Raw genomic sequence first — 17,497 nt, 5'->3', positions numbered from 1 at the left:
TCTCCTATTGATTAATATTCATACAAATTCTTGCTAAAACTTGTGTCGCAATGTCAATATCTTGTTTGGGCACGCCTGCCAAAGCCTGCTCAAAAAATGGATGTAGATGCGACTTTATTTCCAGCACAAGCTCTTCCCCATGCTTTGATAGGTGTACCAGCTTTTCACGCTTATCCTTGCCCGTCATCGTTTCCACATAGCCTAGCTCCACCAGTTTATGTACAAGCTTCGTGACACTTGGCTTCTCTATAGACATGAAATTCGCGATATCTACAAATGAATGTGGACCCTTATCATTCAAGAAACGAAGCACTGCCCACTGTGAGCTATATAACTGATAGGGTTCAAGCTGCACATTCAACTGATTAATAAACGGCCGATACATTAAGCGGTACTGATTAAAAAATTCCTGTTCAATTGTCACACTATCACTTCCTTTTATATTAGTTAGCCTAGCTAACTATATACCTAAAAACTCTATTTGTCTAGTAGGAAATAAGCGAAACATCGCTCTTGGGAGTGAGTGGTATCCTGCTCTATCCACTTAAACGAGGCGTATCCTCCACTTTCTCTGTTCTATCCATCACTTTGCGCGTTCTATCCGCTACTTTCCTTGTTCTATCCATCACTTTCAGCTTTCTATCCACCTACATGAAGCGTAACCTCCACTTTCTCTGCTCTATCCATCACTTTGCGCGTTCTATCCGCTACTTTCCTTGTTCTATCCGTCACTTTCAGCATTCTATCCACCTACTTCAAGCGCCCTTTCTCTCTACAGCACTAAAAGCTACAATTCAGACCGCTTGAATTGTAACGCTTAGTTCGCTATTCCTTAATCCAATATTTCCGATGCTTTTTGACACCCTCCGCTTTCAAAGGGAGTTGTTGCATCAACTTGTACGCTAAATCGGGAGAGTCAATGCCAAAGAATTCGCGGAAGCTTCGATTGGTTACCTGCTGCCCGACTAGTAACCTGTAGTCCTCTAATGTTCGAACCAATGCATCATCGTCCTCCAATCCACAGCGTGGGCACGTCCATTTTTTATAGTGATACGATAATCGCTGCCCGTTAACACATTGTGGACATAACACACCCTTCACCATCTCCTTAAGAGGCACCTCTACCTCTTTTTTCAACTTTGTGTGCAGGGATAATAGAAGGTTGGCTACTTGTAAAAGATCAACTCTTTCTCTAGGTTGATAATGCTCTATCCACTTTTGTAGATGAAATCGTAACCCTTTCACATGAAATATCGGTTGCCCCTCAAAACCCTTTGTTAAAATTCCATTTTTCGTTGCCAGCACTACCGCATGGACAACAGGTAATTCGATACGTTCTCGCAGTAGAAGCTTTTTCATCCATATGACATGTCGATCCAGCTGAACAAATGGATCAGTCATTCCTTCCACCGTGCCATCCAATGTCGTCCGTGTAAACTGCGCAAAAGGGACATCATATGAGAGATTTCCTGTTATATTTTTGATTTCAAGAATAAGTAAAAAATGAGGGCAGAGAAAGATGGTATCCATTTGATGCGTAGATCCGTAGCTATTTGCGGTTTGAAAATCATGTAGAAAATAATGTGGTGTTGGTAAATCGATTTCGAGCCATTCTGCATCAACACGCTGTTCCCCCGCAAGACCTGCTTGGACACGGCTCAAACGTTCACCATAATAAGCGTAGTTATTATGCGTCTGTGGCAATCTACGGAGCACCACCTCTAGTATTTTTTGCAAGTCCGATGGTTGTCGTGCTAATAGAATCATGTATGCACCTCCTGTTCTGATTATACAAAAAAAGAACCTCAACAAATGAGGTTCTCAAAAACTTGAAAGATAGATGATGTAAAATCTTTTTTTCACTATTTTTATTAGATCGAAAGACTGTTTTTGTGACCAATAACTAATACATTTCTATACATTTTTGCGTAATAAATATAGAAAATAAGGTGCGCCAATAAATGCAACAACAATCCCAGCAGGAACCGTTGCACTTGCAATAGCAACACGTCCAATGGTATCAGCAAGCATTAGCAAGCTTGCGCCAATGAATAGCGTCAATGGTAAAAAGAATTGGTAGCGTGGACCAACGAGCTGTTTTGCAATATGGGGAGCCATCAAACCGATGAAGGCTACTCCCCCTGTTACGGATACCGCGGCAGCCGCTAGTGCAACCGCAACAATTAATAATCGGAAACGTTCTCGCCCAATGTTCATACCAAGTCCGACTGCTGTTTGCTCCGTCATGGCCAAGACATTTAAAACGTTGGCTTTATAGAAAATGTAAGGGATGCCCAGTACAAGCCAAGGCATTAGCGCCCAGAAAAATGGCCAATCTGTGCCCCATACATTTCCGGCTAGCCATTGTGCAATAAATTGTACATCGCTCCGCTCAGCAGAGGATATTAATACCATCATGACCCCTGATAAGGCTGATGCTACGCCTACCCCTACTAAAATAAATTGTACGGGATGGACACCCTTATTACGCTGATAAGAGAAAAAGTAAATACCCAGTGCTGTCACTAAGGCACTACAAAAGCCGACAATCGGTAAAATATAGGCAAAGTGAGGAAGGTCGCCATCTACTAGCAAATAAAAGACAGTAATCCCAACACCTGCGCCAGCACTGATACCTATAATTCCTGGGTCTGCTAAATCATTGCGGGTTACGCCCTGTAATACGGCCCCTGCCAGTGCTAATGCCATACCCGCAGCCGCTAGCACAAACATTCTAGGTAAACGGACTGAAAAGAGTACAAAGGACTCTTTAAAACTACCATCGCCCAGTAAGGTTGGAAGAATTCGGTCAATAGAAACCGAAGCAGCACCTAATGAAATCCCTAAAATAAAAATGAACAAGGTTACCACAAGCCATATGAGTAACCATTTACGCTGTTTTTTGCGACCTTCTTTAAACAAATTGACGTCCTCCCTTCCGCACTAATAATAGGAAGAATGGAAGACCTAAAATCGAAATAATAGCGACAACTGGCGTTTCATAAGGTGCGTTAATCATGCGCCCTGCAAAATCAGCCAACACCATAAACCAGCCACCAACAATGGCGCTCATCGGTAAGACAAAACGATAGTCTGTCCCAACAAACGCGCGGACAATATGCGGTACCATTAAGCCAACGAAAGCTAGATTTCCGACTAGGGCCACAGCAGAGCCAGCCAGAATAACCACAACGAACATCATTACACCCTTTACGAGCGTAGTATTTTGTCCGACACCCACTGCTACTTCTTCATTTAAGCTTAAAATCGTTAATTGACGACTAAAAGCAAATGAAAGCAGTAAGCCAATAATAATAACGGGTACGATCAATAATGCCTGCCATGTTGTGCCAATGAAACCGCCACTTGTCCACATCGAAACATCTTTGGAAATTTGAAATAAAATGCCCGTCCCTTCAGCGATTGCCTGTAATAAGGCTGTGACAGCCGCACCAGCTAAAACAAGCTTTAAAGGGGAAAAGCCTTTTTTAGTAGAAGCACCAATCCCATAAACTAACATCATACCGATTCCCGCCCCAACAAAGCAGGCTAAAATTAACGTATAATACGAGAATTTAGGGATAAATGCCATTGTTAAAGCAAGGGCAGCATTTGCCCCTGCCGTTAAACCAAGCAGCCCTGGATCAGCTAATGGGTTCCGTGTAACCCCTTGCATAATCGCCCCAGCGACTGCGAGGGCACTCCCAACAAAAATAGCTGCAATGATACGAGGAAATCGAATTTCACGTAAAATCGTGTAATGTTTACCTCCACTTTGTCCGACAATTGCTTGAAAGACATCTTGAATGCTTGTATTCGCTGCCCCTAAGCACAGCGAGATACTGGCAGTACCAATTAATACAAGCAATGCAAGCAATACCTGAAGCCAAAATGGAAGCTTTCGAAACTTTGTCATTCGCCTTCGCTACTCTCTACTAATTATTGTAAAAATTTCTCTTCAAAGAACTTCAGTTGATGTTCTAATGTGATAGGGTCATTGAAATAGAAGGCATTTGCATTCACTTCAAATAAATGACCATTTTTCACTGCTTCTAAATCTTTAAACCATGCTGCATCTGTAAAGGAATTATCTTGATCTTGGAACATACTGAAGATCACGTAGTCACCTGCATATTCCCCTAAAACTTCTTGAGAAATAGCATAGTAGCCAGGCTCTAACGCTGTTTCTTTTACTTTCTCAGGCATTTTCAAGCCCATTTCTTGATATAAAATCTCTGTTCCACGACCCCAGTTATCGCCATAAATATAGAATTGTTTATTAAAGTTCTCTGCTACTGTTACAGTCGCATCTTCACCGATTTTTTCTTTAATCTTTTTACCAGCTTCAGCTGCACGTGTTTTAAAATCTTCTACCCAAGCAGTTGCTTCTTTTTCTTTATTTACCACTTTACCGATTTCGATGAACTGCTGTAAATAGTCTACTTTACCATACGTAAATAATACAGTTGGCGCGATTTCTGCTAATTTATCAGCATTTTCAATACCATTTAAGCCAATAATTAAATCTGGTTCTAGCTCAAGAATTTTTTCAATATCTGTATTTTCAACTACAACAGCATCTTTAATCGCATCTTCGAAGTTGGGATTTTTTGCTGCCCATGCATCTACACCAACAACATTTACATCAAGCTGTAATAAGCTTCCTACAAAAGAAGATAGTACAACAACACGTTTCGGATTTGCTGGTACTTCTACAGGACCTGACTCTGATTGATATGTGATTGTTTCTGTTGAAGCTTCCTCTTTTGAGCCTTCATCAGCCTTCTCTGTTTTTTCTTCCTTACTGCCACATGCTGCAAGTACTAGCACAAGCATCATAAACATTGGTAATAGCCACTTTTTCATTGTTATTCTCCTTTTAAATGGTTTGTAATAAGTCATATGTAATGCACATTGGTTTGTTCGTTCGTGGATCTTTGCCAATAACTGCATCTATATTAAATACTTTTTTCAATACTTCTGGAACCATCACTTCTTCAGCCGTTCCGAATTTTACAAGCTCACCTTGTGAAAGCGCTACAATATAATCTGAAAAACGTGCCGCTTGATTTAAATCATGGAGGACCATGACAATCGTGCGCCCCTGTTCTTCATTCAGCCTGTAAAGTAGCTCTAAAACTTCTAGCTGATGAGCCATATCTAAATAAGTTGTCGGTTCATCTAAAAAGATAATGTCGGTTTCTTGGGCCAAGGCCATCGCAATCCATACGCGCTGACGTTGTCCACCAGATAAAGCATCTACAGATTGTAAACGGAATTCTTCTGTTTTGGTTACCTGTAAAGCCCAGCCAATAACATCTTTATCTTTTTGTGATAAATTCCCGAAGCCCTTTTGATAAGGAAATCGACCGTAGGATACAAGCTCTTCCACTGTTAAACCATGTGCACTTTCTGGACTCTGTGGTAAGATTGCCAGTTCTTTTGCTAATTCTTTTGTTTTCATCTTGGAAATATTTTGACCATCTAATATGACCTGTCCACTCTCATGCTTTAAAATCCGTGTGATAGCTTTTAACAAGGTTGATTTTCCACAACCATTTGAACCAATGATTGTCGTGATTTTGCCATCAGGAATTTGCAGCGATAAGTCATGCACAATCGTTTTATTCTCATAACCAACACGAATCGATTCAACTTCTAAACGCAAATCGGACCCTCACTTTCTTTTTACTTCTTTCCATGCTATGATATTCAAAGCTAAAAATGATAATCATTATCACTAGAATTAGTCTAGTTACCTGATAAGATTTTGTCAATTACTTTTTTACTATTTGTTAAGGATGTGGCAATAAAAATGCAGCATGTGTATGATGTGACAATTATTGGCGGTGGCCCAGCTGGCTTATATAGTGCCTTTTATAGTGGTTTACGGGGTTTAAAAACAAAATTATTAGAAAGTCAACCACAGCTTGGCGGTAAAGTATTACTTTATCCTGAAAAGCTGATATGGGATATTGGGGGACATCCTCCCGTTTTGGGTGAACAATTTGTTAAACAATTAATCGAGCAAGCCAAAACATTTGATCCTACAATTTTGACAGGTACAAAAGTAGATTTAATTGAACGTCACAATGATATTTTTGTCATTCATACAGCAGCTGGTGAAAAGCATTATTCTAAAACGGTACTGTTAGCTGTAGGAGGCGGCATTATTAGCCCTCAAAAGCTAACACTTGAGGGCGCTGAAAAATATGAAATGTCCAATCTACATTACACTGTGCAATCGTATAAACGTTTTGTCGATAAGGATATCATGATCTCAGGCGGTGGTAATGCAGCCATCGATTGGGCTGTTGAATTAAGTCCGATTGCCAAAAGCGTAACGGTTGTTTACCGCAAAGAGAATCTATCAGCACACGAAGCCACTGTACAGGAAGCACTGGATGCAGGTGTGCGCATTGAGTGTAATACAACGATTACAAAGCTTTCCGCAAATATTGATAAAACGGCTATTCAATTAGTCACATGTGAGAATACGATAACGAAGCAAAGTTATACGCGTCAAATCGATGAGGTAATCGTCAGTCATGGCTATAATTGTGAGGCGTCTCTTGCATTTGATGAGGCCATTGCCATTCCGAAAAAGGATGATTATTATGTTGAAGGAAAGGCAACAGGTGAAACAGCACAGCCAGGTATTTTTGCAGCAGGTGATATTTTATCATTTGATGGAAAAATTAATTTGCTACTTGGCACATTCCAAGATGCCGCCAATGCAGTCAATTCTATTAAAACGTATTTAGAACCAACTGCCTATCGTCATGGTATGGTGTCCTCTCATAATGAGCTATTTAAAGAGAAAAATCGCTCTATTATCGAAAAGCAATTTGCACCAGCCCATTAAACCTAAATATAACCCTCTTAAGAGCCTGATCTTAAGAGGGTTTCTAGTTTTTATCTAAATAAACTTAATAACGCTCCCATCTGTCTCAACATATTTACTCCATTTGTAATCGTCCCAGCATGCCCCATAATTGTATTTAAATGATCTGGTAAATTTCCTAATCTAGGACCTTGCTGTTGTTGATTGGGAGAATAGTATGGTTGCACCATCCTACCTCGAAAAGGTGGGCCAAAATATTGCCTATTGTTTGGCGGATATGGACCTCTTCTAGCATTCGGCTGAAAATATGGCATTTATACACCCCCTATCTGAAAGCTTCTCACTAGTATATGTAAAAATTTTTATAGCGAATTAGACTTTTGAAGAAGAGGTTAAAAATAATAAGGGAACCATACTAGTTTCCCTGTCATACTATAAGAGAAAAGAAGGTGGTACTATACAAGACTCTCATTATCTTACCTTTTTAGCTAAGTTCGGGGTCGGAGGCGCACATCCTGGGGGCATTAATCTATCAAAGGCTGTTTTGCAAGCGGAGAATATCGAGCAAAACACACATATTTTAGATGTGGGATGTGGTACAGGGCAAACGGCTGCTTATTTAGCATCTTCCTATCAAGCAAACGTCACAGGTCTCGATATTCAGCCCATCATGATAGAAAAGGCTCGTCAGCGAATGCATAAAGCGCGTCTACCTGTTAAACTTCTGCAAGGCTCTATTGAACAAACCTCGTTAGCGAACGAGACATTTGACTTGATTCTAGCTGAGTCGGTTCTGGCCTTTGTTAATTTGCAGCAGGCTTTGCAGGAAATTTATCGTTTATTGAAAAAAGGTGGCCGCTTCATTGCTATCGAATTTACCATTCCTCAAACACTTCGTACCGAACTTGCAGACGACCTCCAACAATTTTACGGCTTTCAGTCTCTCCTCAGGAAAAAGGATTGGGTAAGACTACTGCAACAGGCTGGTTTTTATGATATCCATATACAAAAAAACAAATCCATCTCATCCAAGCCTGAATTTCAAGTTTCCACAGATATAGAATCCGACTTCTATAAAATCATGGATCAGCATATTGCCATGAATGAAAAATACGAAGACATTTTAGACTATCGCATCTATACCTGTACAAAATAATGAGCCGGCAGCAAAAACGTTGCTGGTTTTTGTGCTGTCTCAACATACTTTATGACACCTGTCATCAAGATTCTTTGACTGGTGTGAATAGGTTTTCTCTTGAAATTTTCTTATCCTTAAGCTAAGAAAACAAAGAAAGAGTGATCGAACTTATGCAAACACAACAAAGACTTCCCTTTATCGATATGTTAAGAGGCTTTGCCGTCTTAGGAACGCTTGGCACAAATATTTGGATTTTTGCTTATCTTGGTGATTTATCGTATATAACAACAAGTGATTATTCTGGTTGGTGGTCCTTCAATGATTTTTTACGTATGGTCGTATTATTTTTCGTTAATGGCAAGCTGCTTGGATTGTTAACAATTATGTTTGGAGTAGGTCTGCAATTAAAATATCAGCAAGCCTTACGGAGAGGTACAGCCTGGCCAGGAGTGTACTTGTGGACGATCGTCTTCTTAGGGTTAGAGGGGCTACTGCACTACACGCTTGTGATGGAGTATGATATTTTAATGAGCTATGCTGTCACAGCATTCATCGTCGCTTTTATTGTACGTTTGGGTGATAAGGTCATGACGGGAGCCTTTTATTTTTTTGGTGGCTTTCACATCCTAATGATTCTGCTTATTTTTATCAGTACCATACAAGGAGCTGGTGTTTCATTAAATGGTATGGCATCCGTTTCTGAGCTCTATGAACATGGCACATGGTTTGCGCAGGTGCAGCATCGTCTCACAAACTTTTTATTTTATCGCTCAGAAGCTATATTTATTATCCCGATGAATGTCTTTTTATTTTTACTTGGCGTGAAGTTCATGCGTAATGAGGTATTTTCACCAACAGACAAAGGACGTCAAACTCGACAAAAGCTCTTTAATATCGGTGTATTCGTTGGCTTTCCTATCAATCTGCTTATTTTTATTCCTGGTGGGCTTTTTGATTTACCTGTTCGCTATCTTTGTGCCCCTCTTCTATCCATTGGCTATATTGGAATTTTAGGTAAACTGGTAGAATATAAGAGGCTAGACTGGCTTTGGCAGCGCTTTGCTCATGTTGGTAAAATGTCTTTAAGCTGCTATGTCCTCCAAAATGTGCTTGCGTCGATTATTTTTTATGGCTGGGGGCTTGGCTTAGGTGGGCAAGTCAATAGCTTCACTGTCATTGGTATTTGGCTATCTCTATCAATCTTACAACTTGTTATAGCGTTCGCTTGGTTACAGAAATTTCAAATGGGCCCTATGGAATGGATTCGTAAAAAAGCCCTTCAAGCGATTACACAGTAATCAGCAATAAAGGATGGTGCTAGTAATAAAAATATATCCTAGAGAACAAATTAAGCATTATTTAATCATTGATGCAGCTTCTGTCATTTTCCTATTCGCATTAGTATTAGGGTCTCATTCCCTTCCTTTAGCTATGAAAATAACAGTGCTCCTTTTATACCTAATAGCCTTCTACATTGCTTTATGGCATCGAGATTGGAGGCTACTTACCGCATCACTAGTAGCCTTTGTCCTTATCACCTTACTTAGCATAATTGTCGATCCTTTTATGCTTATTTTTGGCTTTACCTTTGCCGACTTACTAGGACGTGCAAAATCAAAATGGCATATTGCCTGTGGGATTGTAGCCATCGCTGTCATGTTTTTGACGGTTTTGTACATGACAACAGATTCCCTTTTACCAAAGGAATCACAGGTACTAGTGCCGATTATGATGTTTCAACTGGTGCTCCCGATTCTCATTTATTTTGTGGAAAAGTCGAAAAATCTGCAGGCTGAGCTGGCAGACGTAAATACACAGCTTGTTCAGCAAGAGGAACGACAACGGATCGCTAGAGACCTTCATGATACAATTGGCCATACGCTCACAATGATTAAAGTAAAAACCGAACTAACGACCAAACTGATTGACCGAGATCCTTCAAGCGTGAAGCCTGAGCTACATGACATATTAGCCACTACCCGTACCGCCTTAAAACAAGTACGTGAGCTTGTGTCTGATATGAATTTTATTTCGTTGCAAACGGAGCTTATTCATTGCCAACAGCTTTTACAAAGCGCGAATATTACGACAACCCTTGACAATCAATGTCCTCAAATCGTACTTTCTAGTGTGGAGGAAACGATGCTTGCTCTATGTGTACGAGAGACGACTACGAATATTCTCAAGCATAGTCAGGCAAAAAAATGTCATTTCACCATTCAATGTTGTGCTGGACACTATACACTTGTGATGAAAGACGATGGCATCGGTTTACAGTCACAAGGACGTGGGAATGGCATCCACTCCATAAAAGAAAGAATGCATATGCTGCAAGGCTTTGCCCTGATTGAAAGTGACACACCAGTAGGCACCAGCGTCACCCTCACTCTACCAATTCAAGATGGAAAGGAGCCTCTAAGATGATACGTGTATTACTAGCAGAAGACCAACAAATGTTACGTGGTGCCCTAACTTCGCTACTAGCGTTTGAGCCTGATATTGAGGTCATAGCTGAGGTGGCAGATGGACAACAAGCATGGGAATTGATCCAGCAGGAGCCACCAGATATTTGCCTAGTCGATATTGAAATGCCCCATCTATCAGGGCTTGAGCTTGCTGAAAAAATTAAACAGGCCAACCTCCCTTGCAAGGTAATGATTGTAACAACCTTTGCACGCCCTGGTTATTTGCAGAAGGCAATGGATTGCGAGGTACACGGCTATCTATTGAAAGATGAACCCATCGATTATTTAATTGCTACTATTCGAAAAATCATGCAAGGAGAAAAGGTGGTCAGCAAGGATTTAGCCGCCTCCTTATTTATGAAGGAGCAAAACCCTTTAAATGAACGAGAAATTGCGGTGCTTCAGCTAGTCAAAAAAGGCTTGACCACAAACGAAATCAGTAAGCAGTTATTTTTAACGAAGGGCACGATTCGCAATTATTTATCTACCTCTATTCAAAAGCTACAAGTTGAATCTAGACAGCAAGCCGCTCAGGTAGCAGGTGAAAAAGGCTGGCTATAAAAAAAATCTCGCCACAGCTGTGACGAGATTTTTACAATGTTAGCATAAAATACGTTCCATTTATTTAAGCTTCAAATGACAGATTCATTATTTTATTAAGCAAAAGAACGTTTATTTTCCTTGTAGAACTAAATCTGTTGCTATAGCCCAGTTGTTTAATGGGATTACAGTATAGCTGACATTTACTTTCAACGTACCACCATTCGTTAGATCAAAAATGCCCACAGTACCTTTACGTGATGAATAACGATATTGTGCTTGCAATGTACTCCCATCACTGCCTTTTAACGCTACACTTCGGCCAGCAAGTAAATCAGATTGCGGATCGTTTCTTAATTGTAATTCAAAGGATTTTTCATCCATTGCTTTTGCTGTTTGCAGAGTGATTGGCGCGATTTCTTTCGCTACAAAGCTCCTTACATCTATTTCCGCCCATTGTGCGTACACACGGTAAGTCACACCTGGTTTTAAAACCTTGCCAGCAGGGAGTCTAAATTGAGGAGCCTGTCTGCCATCAGCTGCTTGTGTAAATGGTACATAATTAGCAACAAACTCTTCTCCCTCACTTGTTCTCACCGTCACATAGCGATCACGTAAGGAAGAAATAACATCAAAGCGTTTGCCGCTAGCATCTCGATTATGACCATCTAAGCTAAATGCTAAATCTCCACGGCCTGCGCGATAGGCTTCAATAATATTAGCATAATCTACTACGCCATCCTCCTGAAAGGATTCCAATGTAAATGTATCATTTGTGACTTGCTCCACATTGCGTACATATACCTTTTCATCTGTGCCCTCAAAAACTTTATTGCGTTGCTCTTTATAGCTCAATGTATAGATAAAATCATCTTCTTGGAATGTTGTTGGTACAATATATGTACTCTTAGAGCCTGTCATTAAGCGTGGCACATTGACAATCTCTAAATCTCCATTAAACGTAAAATGTTTTTTTATAGCATCTAAATGATTTAGGTCTACATCAGCTGCTGCTAATGGCTGATTAAATGTAATTTGTAGTGTCATTGTATTTAATGGCTTGATGTTTGTAATTTTAGCTACTTGCTCGTTTTCCGCTACTACTGCTTTATTGCTTGCCGCATCTGCATTTAATGGCTCGCCTATGGTTACTAGACCTGCTGATACTACGGATAAAGCCAATGCTGCTGGGACAATACGTTTTCTTAATTTCATTTGTTGAACTCTCCTTTATGGTGTAATTTGGTTTACAAAATTTATCATAAAGTCCATATCTAAACTGCTAATAAATAAACTATTAAAAAAGAATTAAAAAATAGGAAAAATAATTTAAGAACAAAAAACTGTAGAGAGCTGTCTCTACAGTTTGCATGTTGTTGAAAAAAGATGATGTCAACGCCAAAAAAAAGCAACTTTGCAAGTCGAGGGGTTGATTTCCGTTACACCAGCGTCCTTTCCAGGGGGCGTCCGATGAGCCGCTTCACTCACTTACGTTCGCTCCAGGGTCTCCTCTGTGACGCTGGCTCCACTCCAATCAACCATTCTGCAAAGTGTCTTTACTTTTTTATAGTAACAAATCGTCCATTAACTGTATTCTTAGAGGGGATAAGTTGTTATTTTCAATGTGGAGAAGTGATGCATGACAACACCTCTTCATAAAGAGTAGTGAACACCTTCACTTTATTTGAAAACCTTTGCTAATAAGTTAGTGGGTTGGAGTGGAAGGCTGCTTGACTCCCGTGGGATAGCAAGACAGGCGAAACTCTAAATGGAGCGGTAGCGGAGGAAGTGATTCGGCGCTCGCCCACAGGAAAGCAAGTAGCCTGCAACGGAAATCCATTTCTACCTTTCAATTGACTGTTTTGTTTTTCAACACTAAGAAAACTGTAGAGAGCCGTCTCTACAGTTTGGGTTACTTTGCGCCTGCTGCAAGTAGAATTTGTTCGATTGCTTTAAATCCTCGTTGTTTTGCATGTTGCAGAGGTGTCACGTTATTTTGATCGGGAATATTTACATCAGCACCATGTTCAATTAGTCGTTGTATTACGGTTTGCTGTGTTGGATTGCCGTTATTTAAGACAATCGCCTCCATCAGGGCTGTCCAGCCTAAATGATTCACATGATTGACGTCAATATCGGTATTGCTCAATAGCTCCTCGATGACCTCCACATGACCATGCTCTGCTGCTGGTATGAGTGCTGTTCCTCCATATCGATTTAAAATAGTCGGATCAGCACCAGCTTGAATGGTCATCTTTAAAATAGCCAGATAGCCCTCCGCACCTGCATAGAGAAATGGCGTATTTTGCTGATTATCCTGAATATTAACATCTGCTCCTGCATCTATTAATAATTTAACTGCCTCTATATCCTGATTATAGGTAGCTATCATCAAAGCTGTTCGATTATTTGAATCTTGTACATTGATGTCCCCTTTTTGTTTCAAAGCATGTTGAAGCCCATCGATATCTCCCCTTTCAGCTGCCTTGAGCAACTCACTCGCCCATTCTGTTCCCACCACTTCACTCCCACCTTTATCATGCTGTATTGTTTCTGTATCAATTGAGGCACACCCTTGAAGTAAAAATGTTAATGCAATGATTACTGCCTGCCTTTTTTTCAATTTTAATACACCGCCTTTCCTTCCTCAGTGTAAGCGGTAATGCTAAATTGCCCATTAACGAATTCTTAAAAAAGTCTAAAAAAACTACCCCGCCACAAGGACGAGGTAGTTTTACTTAAACATTGAAGCGATAGCCTGCACCCCATACTGTTTCCAAAAACTTGGGATGCGCTGGCTCTCGTTCAATTTTTTCACGTAGCTTTCGTATATGAACAGTGACAGTCGAAACGTCTGCAGCTGATTCATAGCCCCAGTTTCGCTCATATAGCTGTTCCTTACTTAATACTTGATTGGGGTGTCTAACAAAAAAGACAAGTAAATCAAATTCCTTCGTTGTAAAGGCAATCTCCTCACCATTAACAAACACCTTTCTAGCCGAAGTATCGATTGTAATACCATGAATGGACATCATATGATTTGTTTGTTGATGGGTCGCCAGACGCTCATATCTCGACAAATGGGCCTTGACCCTTGCCACTAATTCACTCGGACTAAATGGTTTTGTAATATAATCATCCGCTCCTAGTCCAAGACCACGAATTTTATCAATATCCTCCTTTTTAGCTGAAACAAATAAAATGGGAATATTGTGTACCGCTCGAATCTGTTTACAAATGTCAAAGCCACTTATCCCTGGTAGCATAATATCCAAAATGATTAAATCATAATTACCTTTAAGTGCCTGCTGTAGCCCATCCTCTCCATGATGTTGGATATCTACTGTAAAGCCATTAATCTCTAAATAATCTCGTTGAAGCTCAGCTATGCTCACTTCGTCTTCAATTAGCAGAATTTTTTTCATGATGATTCACCTTCTCCTCAGCCTTTTTCAATGAAATGAATATGCTCGTCCCCTTTGCTAATTCACTCTTTGCCCAAATATCGCCACCCATTTCAACAACGATTTGTTTGGCAATGGCTAACCCTAAGCCACTGCCTCCTGTTTGCGAATTACGTGAAGGCTCCGCACGGTAAAATCGATCAAAAATATAGGGCAATGCGACAGGATCAATGCCTGCACCATTATCTGTTACCTGAATAATCGCATCCTCTGCTCGCTCATGCAAGGAAATAATGATTTGCTTATATGGCTTATCCATATATTTTTCGCTATTACTTAAAAGGTTCGTCAGGACACGTCTTAATTTATCTCGGTCCACCATTGCCAAAAGCGGCGAGCCTGCTGATAGATATTGTAAATGAATATCTCGTGCAATAAAATCAAAGCTTGCATCCTCTACATAATCATGCATATATTGGTGGAGATTGATGCTTTCCAATTGGAAGGGAATCTTTTTTAAATCCAATTTAGAAAATAAGAATAGCTCATCAATTAATACATCCATATCCTTTGCCTTTGTATAGATAGTTGTTAAATATTTATCCATCTTTTCCTCTGTATTTGCCACACCATCTTTAATGCCCTCCACATAGCCGATAATGGAAGTCATCGGCGTTTTTAAATCATGGGAGATATTGGAGATGAGCTCCTTTCGATTTTCCTCATATTGAAGCTGAAGCTGGATGGATTCTTTTAATTTGACTCTCATTTCCTCGAATGACCGATTCAACTGACCAATTTCATCCTTCGAGTGGGTCGCAATTTCAAAATCCAAGTCGCCCGATTTAATTCGTTCTGCCCCTTCCTTTAATGCCGAAATCGGTTTAATAATACTTCTTGATACTAAATAATTTAAAAAACCAATAATCATCATAAACAGGACAAATAAAATACCTAAAAGAATCGGTAGCAGTTCCCTCGTTACCTCTGCATGGGAACTAACCTCTCTCAATACGAAAATACTGCCCTCTGTTTGATCTGGAAAATAAAAATCAAATTTAACATACGTATAAAAGGCTCGATTTATCATGATGGTGTCACGAGAATTAATATTGGTCTCTTCAAAGCTAGGTAAGCTTTGAAGCAATAATTGTTTATGCTCTTTCTGTGTTGAATACACGATTTGATGATCTTTTCGTACCACAATCTCTATCGAAGGCGCATTGATTTGTTCAAGCTGTTCGAGATCTAAAAGCTGCTGGGGACTTTTTTTAGCTAGTAATTTTAAATCTAGAAACGCATTTTCCTCTACTGTCGTCAAAGGCTTTTGGACATAAGATTTTTTATAAAAATGCTCAATCGCTTTGACATCACCTGTAATGGCAAAGGAAAAAAGAAAAACCGCTGCTAGTAATAGTGTGATGGCAATGATGATGACACCCACATAAGATAGCAAAAACCTTGTTTTTATTGACATCTACATACCCCCATAAGCTGAAACTACTAGCAATGTACCATACAAATCTTAAAACTTTATAAAATCATGCTGAAAAATCTATAAACATTTTTGCTGCTTCAGTATAGTATTGCGTTCCTATAAATGAAATAAACAAAAAAAAGATACGGCACAAACCCGCTGTGCCGTATCATCTTTGCTTTATTTAGTTTCTTGTGCTCTTAGCTTCTTCTTTGTTTGCCAACCTAAAAGGATAAATTCAATTACTACCACAGCGATTAATGACGCACCAAATAGCGGCATCATAATCCCTAATATGACAAGGAAAATAATGAAAGGCATGGATATTTTATGAGAAATTTGCGGTGGTGCAGACAGCTCCCCTTTTTTTCTACGTAAAATCCAAGTGCGAATGCCCCACACGATTACGGCTAAGAAGGCTAGACAAACCACTAAGTTTAAAAGCTTATTCGGCCAGCCGAATAAATGCCCCTCATGTAATGGTATTCCCCATGTAAAGAATTTAGCTAATGGGCCATAATCGTCATAATTCACTTGATCGATAAACTTGCCACTATACTGATCAAAATACATTGTGGCTTCAGCTGTAGGTTTTACATCTAGCCCTGTTACACCAGAATTACTAGCCTTCGCCACTGTATAGACGCCCTCACCGTTTGACGGATAAATTATAGAGTAAGGCTTAGTAATGTTCATCGAATTGATTTCTTTTTCAAGCTGAGCAATCGTCATTTGGCTATCGTTCGTATAACGGACAGCTCCACCGCCATGATGTTGGGCATGTTCTCCTTCTGATGTCGGTGCCTCTAATTGACGAGTGGCCCATGGTATTTCAGAGACATCAGATGTTGGTGGCTTTTGTTGGAGTAATGGATACCCAAAAGTAGGATTTTCTGACGCTATATCTGCAAGCATGGAACCTTGAAAAGCAGACCATAATAGCCCAGTCGAAATAAACATCACCATTGGAATGGTAATAATTGTCCCAACAAGTGCATGTAATCTCTTACTTTTTTGCCTCTTATTCTCCGACTTGCCCTTCTTTAGGAGATTTCCTTTGAATGTCATATAAAGACCTGACAGTAATAAAAAGATCGTCCAACAAGCTGCTAGCTCTACTAAATAGTTTACAAAGGTACCACCAATAAAGAGGGAGCTATGCGTATTTCTCATAATATTTGAAAATGTATAATCGGCGTCCTGACTACCAACCATTTGATTGTGATCATCTAAAAATACGTACTTTTGTTTAGTGCCATTTGATAAAGTTAAACGCGTATTATATGGCTCCTCCAACATAATCACTTTCGTAGTAGAGTATCCTGCAAATGCAGCCTCCGCTTTTTCCACGGCATCATCAATTGTTAAGACCTCTTCCTTATGGCTCTCACCAAAGAAATAATCGTCATATAATCGATTTTCTACATCTGTAAAAAACAAATAACCAATCCCACTTAATGTGAGAGACAGCAATAAAGGCGTAATAAAAAGTGCTGCGAAAAAATGAAGTCGCCAAAACCTAGAATAAAGCAAATTTTTCATATTTAATCTCCAATCTCTCTATTTATAGCAGATTAATTATATAAGTAAAAAGTGAAATATGAATGAAGTCCTAAAGGCAGTTTTATG

General features: G+C 39.7%; 17 protein-coding genes. 5 read left to right on the top strand and 12 right to left on the bottom strand.

Annotated elements, in window-relative coordinates:
• Positions 1 to 4: 4 nt before the first annotated feature.
• The 6 genes from NYE73_RS09980 to NYE73_RS09955 form a co-directional block, all read right to left on the bottom strand.
• Positions 5 to 424, bottom strand: coding sequence for a MarR family winged helix-turn-helix transcriptional regulator (locus tag NYE73_RS09980; RefSeq protein WP_259419097.1), 420 nt, complete (start codon positions 422 to 424; stop codon positions 5 to 7).
• 401 nt (positions 425 to 825) lie between these two features.
• The gene (locus NYE73_RS09975; RefSeq protein WP_259948800.1) at positions 826 to 1,767 is read right to left on the bottom strand and encodes a nuclease-related domain-containing protein; all 942 of its coding nucleotides are present in this window, start codon (positions 1,765 to 1,767) and stop codon (positions 826 to 828) included.
• Positions 1,768 to 1,914: 147 nt separating this feature from the next.
• Positions 1,915 to 2,922 carry a FecCD family ABC transporter permease gene (locus NYE73_RS09970; protein ID WP_048390307.1) on the bottom strand — a complete coding sequence of 336 codons (1,008 nt, stop codon included), beginning with the start codon at positions 2,920 to 2,922 and terminating at the stop codon, positions 1,915 to 1,917.
• Positions 2,915 to 3,916, bottom strand: a complete 1,002-nt coding sequence (locus NYE73_RS09965; protein ID WP_048390305.1) for a FecCD family ABC transporter permease — start codon at positions 3,914 to 3,916, stop codon at positions 2,915 to 2,917. The genes NYE73_RS09970 and NYE73_RS09965 overlap by 8 nt, the downstream gene beginning before the upstream one ends.
• A gap of 23 nt (positions 3,917 to 3,939) precedes the next feature.
• The gene (locus NYE73_RS09960) at positions 3,940 to 4,866 is read right to left on the bottom strand and encodes an iron-hydroxamate ABC transporter substrate-binding protein (protein ID WP_048390303.1); all 927 of its coding nucleotides are present in this window, start codon (positions 4,864 to 4,866) and stop codon (positions 3,940 to 3,942) included.
• A 13-nt stretch (positions 4,867 to 4,879) separates the two neighbouring features.
• On the bottom strand, positions 4,880 to 5,668 hold the full coding sequence (locus NYE73_RS09955; RefSeq protein ID WP_048390300.1) for an ABC transporter ATP-binding protein: 789 nt from the start codon (positions 5,666 to 5,668) through the stop codon (positions 4,880 to 4,882).
• 147 nt (positions 5,669 to 5,815) lie between these two features.
• On the opposite strand from NYE73_RS09955, the gene NYE73_RS09950 reads away from it, so the two are divergent.
• The gene (locus NYE73_RS09950) at positions 5,816 to 6,865 is read left to right on the top strand and encodes an NAD(P)/FAD-dependent oxidoreductase (protein ID WP_259948790.1); all 1,050 of its coding nucleotides are present in this window, start codon (positions 5,816 to 5,818) and stop codon (positions 6,863 to 6,865) included.
• 50 nt (positions 6,866 to 6,915) lie between these two features.
• Here the strand turns inward: NYE73_RS09950 and NYE73_RS09945 are convergent, their stop codons facing one another.
• Positions 6,916 to 7,158: a hypothetical protein gene (locus tag NYE73_RS09945; RefSeq protein WP_004229360.1), complete on the bottom strand. Its 243-nt coding sequence runs from the start codon at positions 7,156 to 7,158 to the stop codon at positions 6,916 to 6,918.
• Positions 7,159 to 7,388: 230 nt separating this feature from the next.
• Between NYE73_RS09945 and NYE73_RS09940 the strand changes: the two genes are divergently transcribed.
• The 4 genes from NYE73_RS09940 to NYE73_RS09925 all read left to right on the top strand — a co-directional run bounded on the left by NYE73_RS09940 (position 7,389) and on the right by NYE73_RS09925 (position 11,008).
• Positions 7,389 to 8,000 (top strand): class I SAM-dependent methyltransferase, encoded by a 612-nt coding sequence (locus NYE73_RS09940; protein ID WP_375543416.1) that lies wholly within the window; start codon positions 7,389 to 7,391, stop codon positions 7,998 to 8,000.
• 152 nt (positions 8,001 to 8,152) lie between these two features.
• Positions 8,153 to 9,280: a DUF418 domain-containing protein gene (locus NYE73_RS09935; RefSeq protein WP_259948787.1), complete on the top strand. Its 1,128-nt coding sequence runs from the start codon at positions 8,153 to 8,155 to the stop codon at positions 9,278 to 9,280.
• 13 nt (positions 9,281 to 9,293) lie between these two features.
• A complete protein-coding gene (locus NYE73_RS09930) occupies positions 9,294 to 10,406 on the top strand; it encodes a sensor histidine kinase (protein WP_259948784.1) in 1,113 nt (370 codons plus the stop codon).
• Positions 10,403 to 11,008, top strand: a complete 606-nt coding sequence (locus NYE73_RS09925) for a response regulator transcription factor (RefSeq protein ID WP_004229368.1) — start codon at positions 10,403 to 10,405, stop codon at positions 11,006 to 11,008. Before NYE73_RS09930 ends, NYE73_RS09925 begins: the two co-directional genes overlap by 4 nt.
• 111 nt (positions 11,009 to 11,119) lie before the next feature.
• Here NYE73_RS09925 and NYE73_RS09920 read toward each other — a convergent pair whose 3' ends face one another.
• The 5 genes from NYE73_RS09920 to NYE73_RS09900 form a co-directional block, all read right to left on the bottom strand.
• Positions 11,120 to 12,202, bottom strand: a complete 1,083-nt coding sequence (locus tag NYE73_RS09920; protein WP_259948782.1) for a hypothetical protein — start codon at positions 12,200 to 12,202, stop codon at positions 11,120 to 11,122.
• Positions 12,203 to 12,899: 697 nt separating this feature from the next.
• Complete coding sequence (locus NYE73_RS09915) at positions 12,900 to 13,610, bottom strand: ankyrin repeat domain-containing protein (protein ID WP_082148102.1); 711 nt, start codon at positions 13,608 to 13,610, stop codon at positions 12,900 to 12,902.
• A gap of 115 nt (positions 13,611 to 13,725) precedes the next feature.
• Positions 13,726 to 14,412, bottom strand: coding sequence for a response regulator transcription factor (locus tag NYE73_RS09910; protein ID WP_048390285.1), 687 nt, complete (start codon positions 14,410 to 14,412; stop codon positions 13,726 to 13,728).
• A complete protein-coding gene (locus tag NYE73_RS09905) occupies positions 14,390 to 15,868 on the bottom strand; it encodes a sensor histidine kinase (protein ID WP_103117839.1) in 1,479 nt (492 codons plus the stop codon). The genes NYE73_RS09910 and NYE73_RS09905 overlap by 23 nt, the downstream gene beginning before the upstream one ends.
• Positions 15,869 to 16,048: 180 nt before the next feature.
• The gene (locus NYE73_RS09900; protein WP_259948778.1) at positions 16,049 to 17,410 is read right to left on the bottom strand and encodes a PepSY-associated TM helix domain-containing protein; all 1,362 of its coding nucleotides are present in this window, start codon (positions 17,408 to 17,410) and stop codon (positions 16,049 to 16,051) included.
• Between the last annotated feature and the right edge of the window lie 87 nt (positions 17,411 to 17,497).

Origin of the sequence: Lysinibacillus sp. FSL K6-0102, assembly GCF_038003545.1 — a bacterium.
GTDB lineage: Bacteria > Bacillota > Bacilli > Bacillales_A > Planococcaceae > Lysinibacillus > Lysinibacillus capsici.
Note: the sequence above shows the minus strand (reverse complement) of the source record. Positions and strands in the feature narration are given on the sequence as shown.